The 17,743-nt window shown below is 37.9% G+C and carries 9 protein-coding genes and 1 CRISPR repeat array; of the genes, 1 reads left to right on the top strand and 8 read right to left on the bottom strand.

Going from position 1 to position 17,743, the window contains the following annotated elements:
• Window positions 1-486 precede the first annotated feature (486 nt).
• A CRISPR array of direct repeats spans window positions 487-5,441; the repeat unit is 47 nt; unit sequence GTTGTGAATTGCTTTAAAATGTGTATCTTTGCAGTATTACGCACAAC.
• A gap of 102 nt (window positions 5,442-5,543) precedes the next feature.
• The 3 genes from cas2 to cas9 are packed head-to-tail and all read right to left on the bottom strand — an operon-like array spanning window position 5,544 to window position 11,067.
• Window positions 5,544-5,876, bottom strand: coding sequence for a CRISPR-associated endonuclease Cas2 (cas2, locus tag J4856_RS00905; RefSeq protein ID WP_025838677.1), 333 nt, complete (start codon window positions 5,874-5,876; stop codon window positions 5,544-5,546).
• The gene (gene cas1, locus J4856_RS00900; RefSeq protein WP_025838679.1) at window positions 5,876-6,802 is read right to left on the bottom strand and encodes a type II CRISPR-associated endonuclease Cas1; all 927 of its coding nucleotides are present in this window, start codon (window positions 6,800-6,802) and stop codon (window positions 5,876-5,878) included. Before cas1 ends, cas2 begins: the two co-directional genes overlap by 1 nt.
• Complete coding sequence (gene cas9 / locus J4856_RS00895) at window positions 6,799-11,067, bottom strand: type II CRISPR RNA-guided endonuclease Cas9 (protein WP_065368000.1); 4,269 nt, start codon at window positions 11,065-11,067, stop codon at window positions 6,799-6,801. The genes cas1 and cas9 overlap by 4 nt, the downstream gene beginning before the upstream one ends.
• Before the next feature lie 1,731 nt (window positions 11,068-12,798).
• On the opposite strand from cas9, the gene J4856_RS00890 reads away from it, so the two are divergent.
• Complete coding sequence (locus tag J4856_RS00890; RefSeq protein WP_025838681.1) at window positions 12,799-13,386, top strand: DUF417 family protein; 588 nt, start codon at window positions 12,799-12,801, stop codon at window positions 13,384-13,386.
• Window positions 13,387-13,491: 105 nt separating this feature from the next.
• Here J4856_RS00890 and J4856_RS00885 read toward each other — a convergent pair whose 3' ends face one another.
• The 5 genes from J4856_RS00885 to menA all read right to left on the bottom strand — a co-directional run bounded on the left by J4856_RS00885 (window position 13,492) and on the right by menA (window position 17,724).
• On the bottom strand, window positions 13,492-14,784 hold the full coding sequence (locus J4856_RS00885; protein ID WP_065367999.1) for a Gfo/Idh/MocA family protein: 1,293 nt from the start codon (window positions 14,782-14,784) through the stop codon (window positions 13,492-13,494).
• A gap of 106 nt (window positions 14,785-14,890) precedes the next feature.
• Window positions 14,891-15,529, bottom strand: a complete 639-nt coding sequence (locus J4856_RS00880; RefSeq protein WP_025838683.1) for a four helix bundle suffix domain-containing protein — start codon at window positions 15,527-15,529, stop codon at window positions 14,891-14,893.
• Between the two features lie 114 nt (window positions 15,530-15,643).
• Window positions 15,644-16,111 carry a nucleoside deaminase gene (locus tag J4856_RS00875; protein ID WP_025838685.1) on the bottom strand — a complete coding sequence of 156 codons (468 nt, stop codon included), beginning with the start codon at window positions 16,109-16,111 and terminating at the stop codon, window positions 15,644-15,646.
• Between the two features lie 13 nt (window positions 16,112-16,124).
• Window positions 16,125-16,772: an HD domain-containing protein gene (locus tag J4856_RS00870; RefSeq protein WP_025838687.1), complete on the bottom strand. Its 648-nt coding sequence runs from the start codon at window positions 16,770-16,772 to the stop codon at window positions 16,125-16,127.
• Window positions 16,773-16,782: 10 nt separating this feature from the next.
• Window positions 16,783-17,724: a 1,4-dihydroxy-2-naphthoate octaprenyltransferase gene (gene menA / locus J4856_RS00865; protein ID WP_025838690.1), complete on the bottom strand. Its 942-nt coding sequence runs from the start codon at window positions 17,722-17,724 to the stop codon at window positions 16,783-16,785.
• Window positions 17,725-17,743: the final 19 nt, after the last annotated feature.

Below are 17,743 nucleotides of genomic sequence, written 5' to 3'. Positions count from 1 at the left end.
AATTAAACGAAGAACGAGTCATTGAAATATCTCGATTAGCTATAGTGTGATAAGACTTCTCATGTAAGAGAAAGAATTACATACACGAGAGATTGTTTTATTTTAATTTGCTGTCACTTTTAAAAGTTCATTTATCTTGCTCTAAACTAACAAGTTAAGTATAGAGCATAAATGACAGGAGTGACAGCAAGTTTATTTTATGCCGTGATTGGTAAAACGAAAAAAGACATAAGACTATAGTTCAATATTATAAAAGAGTATCAAGATAGAAAAACAATAGCTACTATTTGATAGTAAGAGCATTCAAAAAGCTCTAATAAAAAAACCTCATCACGGATGGAAATACAATCCTACATAGAATCAGAGCATTCGATTGTAAATATTCAATTATTTCTTGGAGCAACAAATTTCTAAATGCAAAAGATTTCATAAGAGGTATAGAATAACATAGAAAGAACATAAAAATCGATGATTTAATAAAAGCAAGTTGTGATTTACCTTAAAATGTGTATCTTTGCAGTATTACGCACAACCATCAGAAGTGCTGATGCAAAATAGTTTGGTTGTGAATTGCTTTAAAATGTGTATCTTTGCAGTATTACGCACAACATGATTGTTTCATTCGTTATTTTATTTATGTTGTGAATTGCTTTAAAATGTGTATCTTTGCAGTATTACGCACAACTTACCATTGACAGGCTGCAAGTCGGCTGCGTTGTGAATTGCTTTAAAATGTGTATCTTTGCAGTATTACGCACAACATAGTGCGAAACGTCCATTAACGCAGTGAGGTTGTGAATTGCTTTAAAATGTGTATCTTTGCAGTATTACGCACAACCTGCTCACCTCAAATGTCCTTACCACTTGAGTTGTGAATTGCTTTAAAATGTGTATCTTTGCAGTATTACGCACAACTTTTATGTTTATAAATAATCTATCTTAAGAGTTGTGAATTGCTTTAAAATGTGTATCTTTGCAGTATTACGCACAACATGCCTCGTAATTGAAATATAATGCTAATGTTGTGAATTGCTTTAAAATGTGTATCTTTGCAGTATTACGCACAACGCTGTTCAGGTAAACTATAAGGACGGCTATGTTGTGAATTGCTTTAAAATGTGTATCTTTGCAGTATTACGCACAACAATACTCTAAAGAACACATCTAAAGCTAAGTTGTGAATTGCTTTAAAATGTGTATCTTTGCAGTATTACGCACAACATATAGTTACGATAGGATGTGTTAACATGGTTGTGAATTGCTTTAAAATGTGTATCTTTGCAGTATTACGCACAACTCAAAAAGGAAACGCCCGTAACTCCCATAAGTTGTGAATTGCTTTAAAATGTGTATCTTTGCAGTATTACGCACAACGTATAACTGATGAAAAAGTAGGTCCATTATGTTGTGAATTGCTTTAAAATGTGTATCTTTGCAGTATTACGCACAACGAAGCGCAACGATTCTTCGTCATCCTGACAGTTGTGAATTGCTTTAAAATGTGTATCTTTGCAGTATTACGCACAACACCTTTACGAAGATGTAAATCATAAGTTTGGTTGTGAATTGCTTTAAAATGTGTATCTTTGCAGTATTACGCACAACAGTTGGAGTGTAACCCATATTAAACTGATAAGTTGTGAATTGCTTTAAAATGTGTATCTTTGCAGTATTACGCACAACCATAACTCAAAAGTTAATTAAGACCATGACGTTGTGAATTGCTTTAAAATGTGTATCTTTGCAGTATTACGCACAACCATAATACAAAGGTATTTCAATAGTCAGTGTTGTGAATTGCTTTAAAATGTGTATCTTTGCAGTATTACGCACAACACGACCAGTAGCATAGATATAGTTTCTGCGTTGTGAATTGCTTTAAAATGTGTATCTTTGCAGTATTACGCACAACGTATAAGCCGACTAATGTGTCGTTGCAATGTTGTGAATTGCTTTAAAATGTGTATCTTTGCAGTATTACGCACAACGCAAAAAGCCAAAGAACGCATGAGCCCAATGTTGTGAATTGCTTTAAAATGTGTATCTTTGCAGTATTACGCACAACACGGCTTCAACACTTAATATGTCAAAATTCGTTGTGAATTGCTTTAAAATGTGTATCTTTGCAGTATTACGCACAACAATGACCAAAAATCTATTTCTTATCTTTAAGTTGTGAATTGCTTTAAAATGTGTATCTTTGCAGTATTACGCACAACTTATCTCTTTCAGACGTGCAAGAGGAACAGTTGTGAATTGCTTTAAAATGTGTATCTTTGCAGTATTACGCACAACTGGACGCTGTGGGGGCTATGCTGCCCCCTAGTTGTGAATTGCTTTAAAATGTGTATCTTTGCAGTATTACGCACAACACACAGATACAGGATGACTTAACTACTAAGTTGTGAATTGCTTTAAAATGTGTATCTTTGCAGTATTACGCACAACGTTAAAGCCTTTTCAACAACATCAACTGGAGTTGTGAATTGCTTTAAAATGTGTATCTTTGCAGTATTACGCACAACAAATACTCTAAATACGACATCTAAAGCTAAGTTGTGAATTGCTTTAAAATGTGTATCTTTGCAGTATTACGCACAACGTCTTCCTTACTTAGTTGTGGTAGTACGATGTTGTGAATTGCTTTAAAATGTGTATCTTTGCAGTATTACGCACAACTTGTGGAACGATACTATGAATACACATAATGTTGTGAATTGCTTTAAAATGTGTATCTTTGCAGTATTACGCACAACGTCATTAAATCAAAGAACGATGAGCCCAATGTTGTGAATTGCTTTAAAATGTGTATCTTTGCAGTATTACGCACAACCTCGTCTCTTAACTCTATACCCGTGAATGTGTTGTGAATTGCTTTAAAATGTGTATCTTTGCAGTATTACGCACAACATTGTGGTATCTCACACCCTCGTAAGCGATGTTGTGAATTGCTTTAAAATGTGTATCTTTGCAGTATTACGCACAACCAAAGCACTTGACGGCGTTCCATTTTGTAAGTTGTGAATTGCTTTAAAATGTGTATCTTTGCAGTATTACGCACAACATTAACTTCCCAGCAACCAACAGGAAGTAAGTTGTGAATTGCTTTAAAATGTGTATCTTTGCAGTATTACGCACAACCTTATTTTTGTTACGCTTATCAGTGTTATCGTTGTGAATTGCTTTAAAATGTGTATCTTTGCAGTATTACGCACAACTATGCCTTATATAAAAGGAGATACAGCATGTTGTGAATTGCTTTAAAATGTGTATCTTTGCAGTATTACGCACAACCTTATTCTTATTATTCTTATCAATATTATCGTTGTGAATTGCTTTAAAATGTGTATCTTTGCAGTATTACGCACAACTATAAGCCAACAGTATAACATTATAATTTGTTGTGAATTGCTTTAAAATGTGTATCTTTGCAGTATTACGCACAACTAGTCTGGGCAAGGGTGTAGTAATAGAATAGTTGTGAATTGCTTTAAAATGTGTATCTTTGCAGTATTACGCACAACAATACACAAGGGACTGTATCTGTTGCACCGTTGTGAATTGCTTTAAAATGTGTATCTTTGCAGTATTACGCACAACAGCGTCTTGAAACTTGTAATGTTGAACACAGTTGTGAATTGCTTTAAAATGTGTATCTTTGCAGTATTACGCACAACAAGAAGGTGATTGATACTGACGGTGGTAAGTTGTGAATTGCTTTAAAATGTGTATCTTTGCAGTATTACGCACAACGAATGGGAAGAGGAGTATGACCCAGCCATGTTGTGAATTGCTTTAAAATGTGTATCTTTGCAGTATTACGCACAACGTAACTATACAGATAAAAGAGTTAAAGGGGGTTGTGAATTGCTTTAAAATGTGTATCTTTGCAGTATTACGCACAACTTTTCGCAAATGTTTTAGGAAAATAATTCTGTTGTGAATTGCTTTAAAATGTGTATCTTTGCAGTATTACGCACAACCCGAAATCCATAGAACCAGCATCACCCATGGTTGTGAATTGCTTTAAAATGTGTATCTTTGCAGTATTACGCACAACAGGTACATAATCACCCACCGCATAAGGTAAGTTGTGAATTGCTTTAAAATGTGTATCTTTGCAGTATTACGCACAACAATCTTGGTAAGATTCATATTCTCTGCATCGTTGTGAATTGCTTTAAAATGTGTATCTTTGCAGTATTACGCACAACAATTACCTACAGGGTATGGTAAAACTAAGGGTTGTGAATTGCTTTAAAATGTGTATCTTTGCAGTATTACGCACAACCATTGCTCTAGCAGAGCATTTAGCTACAAAGTTGTGAATTGCTTTAAAATGTGTATCTTTGCAGTATTACGCACAACGTAAGATAAGGCAAGTGCGGACGCCCTATGTTGTGAATTGCTTTAAAATGTGTATCTTTGCAGTATTACGCACAACACTTGTTTGATTTATACGTCCCTGTTCGTCGTTGTGAATTGCTTTAAAATGTGTATCTTTGCAGTATTACGCACAACTCAACATAGCAGGGTTAAATTCAAACGTCGTTGTGAATTGCTTTAAAATGTGTATCTTTGCAGTATTACGCACAACTACGAGACCATTTGAAGCCCAAACATAAGGGTTGTGAATTGCTTTAAAATGTGTATCTTTGCAGTATTACGCACAACCTTATACTTTAGCTTAGAATACGTGGGAACGTTGTGAATTGCTTTAAAATGTGTATCTTTGCAGTATTACGCACAACAGGAATAAGCGAAAGTATATCATCATCTGAGTTGTGAATTGCTTTAAAATGTGTATCTTTGCAGTATTACGCACAACATACATCTTCCGACATATAATTAGATGCCGTTGTGAATTGCTTTAAAATGTGTATCTTTGCAGTATTACGCACAACTTATGGTCGCTAAACGCGTATGGGGGCAAAGTTGTGAATTGCTTTAAAATGTGTATCTTTGCAGTATTACGCACAACGGAGTTGAGCAGAAGTAACAAGACCGTTTGGTTGTGAATTGCTTTAAAATGTGTATCTTTGCAGTATTACGCACAACATGTATTCACGCTTCAATTTCGCAGAAGTAGTTGTGAATTGCTTTAAAATGTGTATCTTTGCAGTATTACGCACAACTACCGATTGTATAAGGTAAGGCGAGTGCTAGTTGTGAATTGCTTTAAAATGTGTATCTTTGCAGTATTACGCACAACGAGTTATCAACAAGAGATCGAGCTGATTTGTTGTGAATTGCTTTAAAATGTGTATCTTTGCAGTATTACGCACAACATCCGAAAAGGTTTATAAATTCACGTTTGGTTGTGAATTGCTTTAAAATGTGTATCTTTGCAGTATTACGCACAACAATTATCGGCTTAAATTCTCCTTGCTTATAGTTGTGAATTGCTTTAAAATGTGTATCTTTGCAGTATTACGCACAACCGAAATCAGATATTATTCTGATAATCAGAAGCTAACAAGACATATGTGCAAAATAAAAACTGCTATTTAAAAGAGCCCTGTCATCATTGACAGGGCTCTTTTTTAAAATAACTCAAGCTGTTGACCTGGAGCATTTGGCTCTTTGGGTTGTGTTCCGCTAAAAAGTTCTATTTCCCCAAACTGCTTATCGGTAATAACCATTATGCAAATATTTCCAGAGTTTGGCATAAAAGATTTTACACGCTTCACATGTACGTCTGCATTCTCTTTACTTGCACAATGCCGGACATAGATTGAAAATTGAAACATCGTAAATCCATCTTTCATCAGGTCTTTTCGGAAAATCATGTACGCACGTTTCTCCTTATTTGTATTAGTTGGAAGATCAAAAAAGACCATCACCCACATAACCCGATATTCACTTAGTCGTTGCATCAAAGAAAAGAAGGATAAGATATCTCACGAGCTTCTCCATTATAACATTTAACAAGACTTGCAGCTGTTAAACCTGCAGCTATCATCAAAGGACTACGTTTACCACCAATAAGCACATCAAGTACAGGTATTGACAACATCTCCCGCTTTAATTCTATCGTCAGTTCTTCTGGGATATCCATATTATTCATCGTAGAAAGAACCAGATCATCAACAAATGGACGATATGGTTCCATTATATCATCTGCTAAACAGTACGCATTGTATCGGTTATGATGATGAATACCATAGACTGGTAATAGTCCACTTCCCACCAAAGCTCGAGCTATCACAGCACGAAGAATTGCATACCCATAATTCAAAAGATTGTTAGGAGGAGTTCCTTCCTTATCCCTTGTAAAACCATCTGTAAAGATATTCTTCCAGTAGTAAGCAGCTGCTTGCGCCTCATGGTTATCAACATCACCACTTCTCACTTTACGAGCGAGCACGTGAAGTGGCGCAAATGATTTAGAAGTATTCTTTTGCAAACAATAGGCTTGGTTTACTATTTTGGCTTTTACCGTCTGCTGCCATAGCTGTTTGCGCAATGGTATTGTAGCTTCTATCTGATTGCGAAAACGTTCCTGATGTAATGTATTACCAGAAAGGGGAAGCAACATTCCCGTGGGCATACATTTGTCATCACAGGTTATTACTGCTGCAGAGTTGGCTACTAACTCTGCTAAAGCACCTTGCGTAATAGTTATCTGCTTATTATCCAATACTACTACACCAATATCTTCTATTGGAATCGTTCTAACAGTTTCTTGTTTTACGATATCAGGAAGCTCTGCTTTCTCCACTTCAGGAAGTCGAATAACCAACTGCCCATTACGAAGTGAAAGATAAGCAGGATTCCCAAAATATAAGGTTTTCTTTATCATCGATGATTAAAGTTGATCTTACCATTCTTAATAACAAAGTCACGATTCTCGCCCATAATAAGGAATTTTATCGTTTTTACACCACAGCGAATGACGTCGGGCAAATTCGTATAATCTTTAACAGATTCTCCCTTAACCTCGTTTGCTAACAAATGATTTACCATTTTAACACGTAAACCATCATTTTCAAACCCAATTATCTTATATAGCAGCTTATTCAAATTCACATTGTCTAAATCGAATAGCTCTTCAGGATTATCCTTATAAAGCAAGATCATATCGCCAACATTCAACTTATAATCAAGTTTTAGTCGATTACCTTTTTTATCCGCAATAAATTCAGGTATGTCTTCTATTCCTGATTTACGATGACAAGAGACATCATACAAACTATATATTCTAAAATCACGACTCTTACCACCTGTATAACAACACATCGTATATAGATCACCGACCGCTGCGTAGAAATAGCGTTTGTATTCTTTCTCTGACTTATAAGTTTGTTCTTTTATCTTCAAAGCATTTTTTACATGAGCATAACATCTTATATGTCTTATTTTGTATAACTTCTTATCAGCCTCCCCCTTCTTACCTTTCTTTATCATGTAGATACCCTGCTCACATGCATCTTTAAAAGATGTTCCTTCTGGGAATTGTCCTTTCATCAAAACAAAAAGGTCCTTATCAACAATAGCTTTCTCAAAATCTTCCCACGATGCAAAGCCACTATCGACAGCTGATTTCTTAAACTTTAGTTCTTTGCGTATCACAAACTTAATCTCTGGATTAATCTGTAGATGTCCCTCTTCTATCTGCACTTTTCCATCATTGTCCTTTTTATACTGTGTTATCGCACCATAATAACTTGCCTTATGGATTTCACCTCGTAAGGCATCACCAGTCTGCCAACGAGGATTATTCACTCCTCCGACTACTTGTCCATTCTTTCTTAACCGCCGACGAACTGGAGTGAGTGCCTGATTTTTAACATGATGATTAACAATAATATTTTCATTTATAAACGTACCGATTTCAGAAACATTATGTCCTACCCTGCAAGCCTTAACTTCCTTATTAAGCTGAATCTTCAATCCATCAAGTTCTTGTTTCAACCCCGTTCTTTCTTCATTACCTGAAAAAGATAACATCTTATTTATCTCTTCTATTTTAGCAAACAACTCTAACATACGCTCTTTCTTTGCAGAACTTGGAATTATCGTCAGTGTTGTTGCATCTATTGCATGATGAGAATGTAAACTACGATCTTTCTTTTCATCTACACTTTGTATACCAAGTATCTTTCTGAATTTAGCTGTTATATCTCCACGCTGCACTTCCACATGTGGGAAAATACTCTTAAGGTATAAAACAGCATGACGAGTTATAACTCGAGTATCTACAAGTTGACTATTCTTAAAACCATCTGTTACTTCAGTTATAGTAAAACGCTCGAGCTTCTTCTTCCAGTATTCCAGTTCCATACTCCATAAGTGCATTTCACGCATACATTGATCTTTACGATCTTTATTCTGCGCCCTTCGTGCTTGTCCTTTCCAATATTCTACATTCCGTATCAGACGTTCAACTCTATCTACCCAACGTTGTAGAAGAGAGGTTATTGCAGGATATTCTTTACCATCTATGATAACTGCTTTATCATAATTCGGCATATCAGTTGGGATATGATTTTTCTTTATGAACCGATTATAATGAGCATCGCACAATGTTTGATTCGTATCCGAACTGTCGAAACATAGACTCTCTGGAATAGTATGTTCTATATCAAAAGCATTGGGATCAAAGAGATTTGAAAGATTTATCGTACGACCAGTGTACATACACTGTCCGCCTTGCTCTAACCAAAGTTTATATTTCTTAATATCTTTATTATATGTCTTTGCCCCTATGAAATAATCTTCTTTACGTTGGTCAATAACATAACGTGCCTTATCAACATCCACTGCACTTATATCCTTACGATTGGGATAAAACTCAGCAAGTATATTCTTAATCTTCTTGTTTTCATCTTCTCGGATTCTGTTGTACGTATCTAATGCCCATTTTCTATTAGCATCATTCAGTTCACGTGCTGTTTCAACAACAACCCTTGTTTCATCAGGAGATATGATACCTTCATCCAATAGCTGATTAACCCTCTTTCTTAAAGTATTCAGTGCTTTTAATACCGTAGGATTCTTTATTGCACCAATAGCTGGATTGCCTAATCTTAAGTCTGAGTGATCTCTACCAGTAGGAATAGGATGGTAAATGGCAATTTGTGACGGATGATATAACTTTTCCCATTGTTTCTCATCAACCATCGGGAACTTCTCTATAAGATAGTCCTTAAGATAACATCCTAATTTCGGAGATTCTACAAACTTTCGTTCATAACTTCTAAAAAAGTTCTGATACTTATCCCGTACTTGCTGTAGAATCTCAGTCTGCTCATTAGCATCCATTAAGCACCACGTTCTTTCACCAAGATTACTCTCAATCTGTTTGATGATGTCTTTTTCATCATGTTCATCTAAAAGATACTCATAATCATGATCAGCAAAACGATCTTCCTCTGGGGCTGATTTATACTTAGCTATGAGAGAATTGACGATTCCATTAATTCTTTTCTCATACCCAATCTTAGATTCTAATAGATGATAGTCTTCCGTAATTGATAAGATCTCTTCATCAGAAATGTCTAAGAGTTCAGGAACTTTTGCAAGTAAAACTGCATCAGAGTATTTCAAACCCAACATCAACATCTTATTGATATTACGAATGGCCTTCTGACTTAACATTGCATACCCTTGAGGTATTGCTGACCAAACACGAACAAGTTCTTCTGCCTTTTTCTTCTCCCAATTCAATGTATCTTGTGCAAAAGATAATACTAATTCTGGCTCTTCTGCATCATAACAGAAATGCCATATATCATCTATAGTATAAGAGACTTTATGGTACGTAATGTTATTCTTACCATGCGCTTGTCGCTGTTTTTTTCCATCCATACGGAAAGACTCCCAGTCCTCTCCTAGAATTTTTCTAAACCGAGCAGTTATCGGACAACCTGCAATACTTGTACTATCTTTGTAATTGATAGTTTTATCGTTATAAGAGAAGTGAACACCTAAACGCTTTTCGAGATACTTCCGAATATCCTCAAACTTAAAATCAGTTCTAACAAATGCTAAGAAACAGTCACGGTAAAGCTCCATACGTAACTTCATCGGAAGTTGTTCGGCTTTTTCCGATTCAGGCATTCTAACCTTTATATTATTAATCAACGTCCAAGCACGGAACTTTTCAAACAAAGGATGACCAACAGCACATCGTGGCTTGGTACGTTCAAGTGTACACTTACCCACATTTCCACGTTGTGAGCGTAAAGGGCGCTTATAAAAGATAGTACCAACATTTTTTTTCTCACTAACAAGTCGTTCTAAGAAGTCACTTTTCAACGACAGACCTCGTTGGAACTTAAAAATAATCTCTATTTCGTGCTTGAATTGTGAACGGATTGCTCGATAATCATTATTGTTGCGAACTCTCACACCTTCATCTTCTAATTGAGCAAAGGCCGCACCAACTGTCAATAAATTATTTTCTTTCATATAAGTGGTTAATCCCTTTGACAGTTTCTCCTCCGAAGCTTTCATTTCTCCAGCAACATCGTTAAATTCATTAGTTGATGGCTTCTTACTATCAGTTTCCTGTTGTGACAATGTCTCGCCCTTACTACTCTTAAAACCACGATGTTGAGCAATATGATACAAAGCGCGTCCTAATTTATAACGTTCAATAGGCTGATCAAAATCAAACTGACGTGTAACGAGCTCTCTGCGCAGCTGAAAAGGGCTTGAATAATCAGGCTTACCATCACCATCAAAATCTAAAAGAATCCACGCATTGAAAACCTTATCATCTATAGGGTACTCTCTAAAAAAACCTTTATGTTTATCGTATGTGCGCCACTTTATTAAAGAATTAGGAGACATTGGACAAAAACCATGCTTAATGAGCAAATCCAAGGTTGCCCAAAGCTTACGTCGCCTTGCTTCATTCAAGCCTCGGCTTCTTCTGTGAGCAGAACGCTGGGCCGACAATGAATATTCACGCCCATTACTACCCTTATCCACGCTACTTCTGAAAATGTCAGAAGAAAAGAACTCCAACTGCCCTTTCAAGTCATCTGATAGGTCCAGATTTCTTACTGAAGATCCAATAGAATTAGTACCAAGGTCTAAGCCTAAAATTTTTTGTGTCATATTTATATGTTTTTACTTGTATATTCAAAAAATAGTTGTAAATTTGCAACTAGATACACAGTGAAGACTTTTCACAACAAGGCTATAAGCCGAAGATTTTCTTGCACCCTGCGGACAACCGTAGGGGCTTTTTTTTGTAGTCTTAAGACTCAGGCTTTTTTGAAGGCTCTTAGTTACATCTTTACTTAACTTTTGTAAACGCAAACTTAGATATTTTTTTTCAAAGTTCCAAATTTGTGGATATTTTTATTAAATCAGAAACATTCAAATTTTAATAGAACTCAAAAAACATTTCCATCCCAGTTGAATCGTGGTGATCGTAACTATTTAGCGATAAGACGTATAAGTCATTATGGTTCTATAACGAATCGTGTGGGTTGTGTATTGATACTCCACCGGTTTGGTGCGGGTGCTTAGCACATGTGGTGCGGATGGTATGCACCACATGTGCGAAGGATTAACACCATTACTGTATATGGAAGGGTAGGGATTTAATGTGCGTCAAGCGTATTAAAACTAAGGTCAATTTGAAGTTGTGTTTAGTTTTTTGACAATATTTTTAGGCTCTATAACGAATTACCCACACGATTCGTTATAGAGCCGTCATTATTGATTATCAATAAGTTACATAAATAGATATATACAAATTCTGGTAAAGAATGTCATTTCGAGCCTTTTTACCACAATATTACGTTTATAAGTTATTGATAGTCAACATTCATTATCGCTAAATAGTTACTGCTGATCATAATAACTTAAAAAATGATTAAATAATAGGTTCTGCATTATTTGTGTATGAAATGTTGTGATTATAAAACGAAAAAAGAAACAAGTTATCTAGCAAAACACAACCATATATAAAAATAGAAACTATTATCTTCATCTCAAAAGATAAACAGTAAAGCGTGAAAGGAAATAGAAGGGGTCTTGAATAAGAAACATAAATTGAACGTGCAGGTTTATAGCGATATAGGTTGATTCTACCATTACAGAGAGCCATAAAGAAGATATAAACTAAAAGGGGAATGAACAAAAAGGGAAATGACACCATATCAACTCGTGGTCATATTGTGCGGATTATAAGGTTAACTTAATTCCTTACAGTTGCTATTTGTAAATTATTTTCGCACTTAATAAAATCAATAGATGGTCTTTAGGGTTTCAAAAGACGCCCAATTAGCTTGTAAAAGGTGCCCTTTAAGGACCTTACTAAGCCTCATTGGGCACCTTTTAGAACCAGGCTTGTAACATCTTGATTTATTGATAGTTGCAAACTTGAATTTTTAGAGCTTTTTTGGTATTTTTCGATGGGATTCCCTCTTAACAATGTAATGTTTTTTCATAATATTATCACTATATCTTTATATATTAGAAAGAAACTAAAACAGAAAGATAAGAATGAATAGTTTCAAAATCAGTCATACATATATTTTACCTTTGTTTATTGTGGCACAAAATTGTGCTGTCCCGCCAATAAGGATAGTTTTTCCTACCACAAACATGGTATTTTGCGGATAAAACAGAGATACAACGGCTAAAATTGAAATAAATACAAAATAATTCTTTGCGATTTGAAGATTAATATATATCTTTGCCGAAGAATCAAGATATAAGAATAAAATATTGGTTTACAAGAATAGGTAAGGACTAAACTTAATCTACAGATTCTATAAGTGATTTCAAAAAAGTAAGTATAAATTCAGGACCTAAGTGTCATTAAAAAAACAAATTATGAACAAAGTTAAACTACTATTAGATTTCGTTCTTAACACTGCAGCATCGCTGAAAGGAACAGGTGTTCAACTGATACGAATTGCCATCTTTATCATCTTCATTTGGATTGGTGGTTTGAAGTTTTGGAACTATGAGGCTGAAGGTATTGTTCCTTTCGTTGCCAATAGTCCGTTTATGAGTTTCTTCTACTCAAAGAATGCACCTGAATATAAGGATTACAAACTCAAAGAGGGTGAGTTTGATAAGGCTAAACACGAGTGGCATAAGGCAAACAACACTTATACCTTCTCACGTGGCTTAGGTATTGCCATCATGACATTCGGTTTTTTGACCTTGTTAGGTATTTGGTTCCCGAAAGTTGGTTTTGTTGGATCAGGACTAGTCATCCTGATGATGTTTGGGACTCTGTCCTTCATTGTCACGACACCTGAAGTATGGGTACCTGACTTAGGCAGTGGTGAACATGGTTTCCCGTTACTAACAGGTGCTGGTCGATTGGTCATTAAGGACTTAAGTATTCTAGCCGGAGCTGTGGTAGTATTGGCAGACTGCGCTCAACGAATCCTGAAAAATAGAAAAAGATAAACGATAAAAAGGGGGAATGTGAGATTCCCCTTTTTTTATGTCATTAGGTGAAGTAGATTATAAACTTAGTCAGTTATTAACTTGTCAACTAATATTACGACTATTTTATTCCTCAGCGCTTAAAGACTTACGATGCACAAAGTCGGGAATCATCACGGGCATTGAGCCATGCTCAATAGAAAGCTTCGTAAGTTCTGCGATGCAACACCACTCTGCTAGGTCATATACATCCATATCCAAAGGCAGGCCTTGCTGTAAACATTCGGCAAGTCTGACGTCCATAAAGAATGACATCCCCCCACGTGTATCAAGTTCTTTCGCCAAAGCAATTATCTCCGACGAGAAAGAAGGAGCATAATGATTGAGTAAGATCTCTATTTGCGAGGCGTTCAAAGGCAAGTTGCAGTCCTTCAACTCAATACCAATTTTTGCTGCAGCCTCAGCATTTAATAACACCTCAGGAACAGGGTATTTAGCAGCATATCCATGGGTGCCTACTGCCTGAAACATACGATTGTAGGGGCGAGGTGTCATTACATTATGTTGTATGAGAATGGTCTTTCCCTTCGCTGTACGTATCATCGTTGACGTTTGATCGCCATTCGCAAAGCTTTCGCAAGATTCTCCCATCACTTTTTGATGCATCTCTTTACCCTTAAAAGCATTCGTTTGCATGGCTGTGAGGTAGCACATTCGGTCAGTGCGATGAATATCAAGGAGTTGACAAGCTGGTCCGATGCTGTGGGTAGGATAAATATCACCTGCAGTCATACGGTTATACTCCATACGCCAAGCTGTCCAACGGTCGCCAATAGGATGGGCGTAACCACCTTCGACGTGTACGAGTTCACCGAGCAGACCCTCACGAGCCATCTGACACACCGCATTCTCAAAATGATCATACACCGCATTCTCAAGCATCATACAATGCTGCTGTGTTCGTTCAGCCGTGTCTATCAGTCGCCAAATGTCCTTTAGGGTCAGTGCTGCAGGGACCTCCACAGCAACACTCTTACCCTGCTCCATTGCATGAATAGCAATTGGCACATGCGACATCCAATCGGTACAAACATAGACAAGATTAATCCCTTGCTGCTGGCATAAATCAAGATAAGCCGTCTTGCCCCAATAAATCTTTGGCCGAGGCTTCCCATACTGTTCTACGAGCGTTGCTACCTCCTCTGCCACTTCTCTGGACACATCACAGATTGCAGCTATCTCAATATTAGGAATATGACACCAACGCTTCACAGCCATCCGCCCACGTGCTCCCACACCCACAAAAGCCACTCTTAACAGAGGCATCGGTGGGAGAGCCAATGATAGAACATTGCGCTGACCAGCTGCCCGAGCTGGGACAAAAGTTTCTAACGGATGGGGCACAGAGATTGTTTCCATTGTTGTTATGTTTGATTTTTGTGAGGAGGGCTAGGATAACTAGGATGACTAGGATAACTAGCTAAACTAGCATGACTAGAACAGCTAAAGAAAGCCAAGCAAGCTCCTACTCTTCCTTCTGCCTATCTTCCAGCAGCTTTTTCAGTCTAGCCACCTCCGCTTTCAAGGTTGCATTCTCCTCCTTAAGGGCTTGCATCATGCGGTCTTGCTCCTTTCGATAACCAGTGCGGGCAGCGTACATTCGCTCCTTGATACCTCCTTCTGTCACGAAACGTTTTTGCATGTAGCCAAGGTAACGACACATCATCCGGTCCGTGATATGACATAAAGAGAGGGCTGTATTACAGAACTCCTCTGCCGTCCATTTATTTACGAAAGGGGCATAGTCGGCATAGTTATTATGAAGCCGGCAGAATGTTACGAGAGCGTTGTAACGTGGATGGCTATTCCTCCAAAGATTCAACCCACGCGTGTGGAGATAATCCTCATAATCCTGACGAAGCTCCTGCAAGCTACTACGTGCCACATTGAGCAGTTTCAGTTCCATTTCCGTAGAGGTTAGACCATCTTCCTTACCTTCCACAATGTTTTGTTTTCCCGAGCGAGCCGCCTGAACCATTTGATCAACGGTACGGTCTCCATAGGCAGGTAGGAAGCGTTTGCAAAAGACGAACGTCATTTGGTAAAGCGCATCAGCTTTTTGATAGAAACGCAATGTTCGCCAGTCTGTGCCGCTACGCAGCACCTGTGGTGTGTTATTCCCCCATGGTTATGATACCTGTTTATCGCATATTATTAATGCTTGAACAAGAGTAGATAGATAGTCTAATAAATGGTGAGATGCTTAGCTTGAAGCGTATCAATACTCAGTTTTATCCGTTTTCTCCGTCCATTGCTTGAAGACTTCTAACGCCTCATTACGCAAAAGAATCTCTGAAGGCTTCTTACGATATTGCGGTTGAACCTCAATCTCCTTATAGATGAAGTCATCATCAAAGCCAATGTCGGCAGCATCTTTGCGGTCGTTAGCATAATAGATTTTGTCAAGGTGTGCCCAATAGATGGCACCAAGGCACATTGGACAAGGTTCGCAGGAGGTGAAGATTTCGTAACCAGAAAGGTCGAAAGTATTCAACTTTTGGCATGCTTTACGGATAGCTGTAACCTCTGCATGGGCTGTTGGGTCGTTGAAAAGAGTCACTCCATTGCTTCCTTCAGCAACAACTTCTCCGTTGCGGGCAATAACGGCACCGAATGGTCCACCGCCATTTCGTACACTATCAGCAGAGAGATCGATTGCCCTCCGCATCAATTCTTCTTTCGTCATTACGATTGGTATTTTATTCGTCATTATCTTCTTGTTCGCATATCTGTTTGTAGATGCGGTCGAATACTTCTCGGAGTTCAGCCTCATTATCAATTGTCTTACGGATGATTTCAAGGTTCTTGGCGTTTGGTGAACCAGGAATCCACAGTTTTAGGTAGCCCGAACGTCCGTATTTCTCCTTCATGTGGTCACGAAAGCGTTGCCACATCTCTTCATCATTCTTCTCTGGATAGTTCTCAATACCATAGAGGATGGCACGAGAGAAGACTATCTCAGGCTCTAAATCACGATCAGCCTCAGCAACAATCTTACCATAGATGCTACGCGGAACACGTGAGCTACTGGCACGATGGTCTTCAACTGCTTCCTTCATAATCTTTAGCTGTTCGGTCGAGAACCATTTACGCAAACGCACATCAGCGATGAGAATCTTACCGCTGGTGATATGATGAATGGCTCGAGGTCCTGCCATTCCAAGGTCATGATAGGCCGCAATAATATATACCATATTCACATCAGCACCCGTAACGGCTGCCAACGCAAGCGAATTCTTGATGACACGTTGAACATGTCCGAGTCCGTGGCTCTTACCAAAGTCATTATAGCGTGGGAGAATTTGCCGCTCCACAAAGTTCATTATTTCGAGATTAGGCTGTTGCATAGAACGAAAATTATGAGATAAGTATTGATAACGTTACAGCTATTCCATAGAGCAGTATGTTGCGAGCGGTCAGTGCTAAGATATTATTCAGTTCCTTACCTTTCTTTACCTTCTTCATTAGCATCGCAGTCTTGTGATGTAAAATATTATAAGGTGCAAAGATGATGACCAAGAGAATAAAGGTAAGAAGGTTATACCTCCCTTCTAAAGAGAGAAGGAAAGATAACTGAATAAATGCCATAAGTCCCAAAGCTAAATAAAGTTTTTCAGCCTTTTCCTCACCGATTCGTACGATGAGCGTTACCTTTCCGTCGCGTTTATCATTCTCTCTATCACGGTAATTGTTGACAACAAGCAGGGTGTCTATCACCAAACCGCAGATAACTCCCGACATAATAACATCAAAGCACAGGGCTTGAAAATGGGTAGGAAGGATGACGTATGTGGTGAAAACGACGGGTACAATACCAAAGAATACTAACACCAAGACGTCGCCTAAGCCGAGATAAGAAAAGTAGGTGGTATAGAGAAAAGCAAAGAGAACGCAGGCTAACCCCACGACAATCATTTCCCAGCCACCAAAGAAGATGAGTGGAAAACCGACAAGACAGGCTAAGGCAGAAGTGACGACAAGTCCTAACCGCATAGCGGGAAGTGTTATCCATCCTTCAGAACAAGCCCGCTTTGGACCAAGTCGAGTGGCTCGATCGTCATTGCCTTTCAGACAATCAAAATAGTCATTGATAAAGTTAGAATCCACCTGCATCAGAAAAGCAAAGAGAAAACAAAGAATAGCAGGAAGCACACGGAAGTTCCCCCACCCGCCTAACCTCCAAGCCCAAGCTGTTCCAATCATTACGGGCACCATTGCCCCCGTGAGCGTCTTTGGACGCGCTGCAAGCACCCATGCTGAAAGACTATTGGTCTTTATATTCTTGTTTTCAAAAACCACCTTATCTTATTAATGTCTA

Origin of the sequence: Prevotella scopos JCM 17725 (assembly GCF_018127785.1) — a bacterium.
Lineage (GTDB): Bacteria > Bacteroidota > Bacteroidia > Bacteroidales > Bacteroidaceae > Prevotella > Prevotella scopos.
The sequence above is the reverse complement of the archived record's forward strand: the minus strand, read 5'-3'. Positions and strand labels throughout refer to the sequence as shown.

Excerpts from the sequence above, each read along its gene's own strand:
- cas2 (WP_025838677.1), bottom strand. The coding sequence starts at position 5,876 with ATGCAACGACTAAGTGAATATCGGGTTATGTGGGTGATGGTCTTTTTT.
- J4856_RS00870 (WP_025838687.1), bottom strand. The coding sequence starts at position 16,772 with ATGCAACAGCCTAATCTCGAAATAATGAACTTTGTGGAGCGGCAAATT.
- J4856_RS00875 (WP_025838685.1), bottom strand. The coding sequence starts at position 16,111 with ATGACGAAAGAAGAATTGATGCGGAGGGCAATCGATCTCTCTGCTGAT.
- cas9 (WP_065368000.1), bottom strand. The coding sequence starts at position 11,067 with ATGACACAAAAAATTTTAGGCTTAGACCTTGGTACTAATTCTATTGGA.
- J4856_RS00890 (WP_025838681.1), top strand. The coding sequence starts at position 12,799 with ATGAACAAAGTTAAACTACTATTAGATTTCGTTCTTAACACTGCAGCA.
- cas1 (WP_025838679.1), bottom strand. The coding sequence starts at position 6,802 with ATGATAAAGAAAACCTTATATTTTGGGAATCCTGCTTATCTTTCACTT.
- J4856_RS00885 (WP_065367999.1), bottom strand. The coding sequence starts at position 14,784 with ATGGAAACAATCTCTGTGCCCCATCCGTTAGAAACTTTTGTCCCAGCT.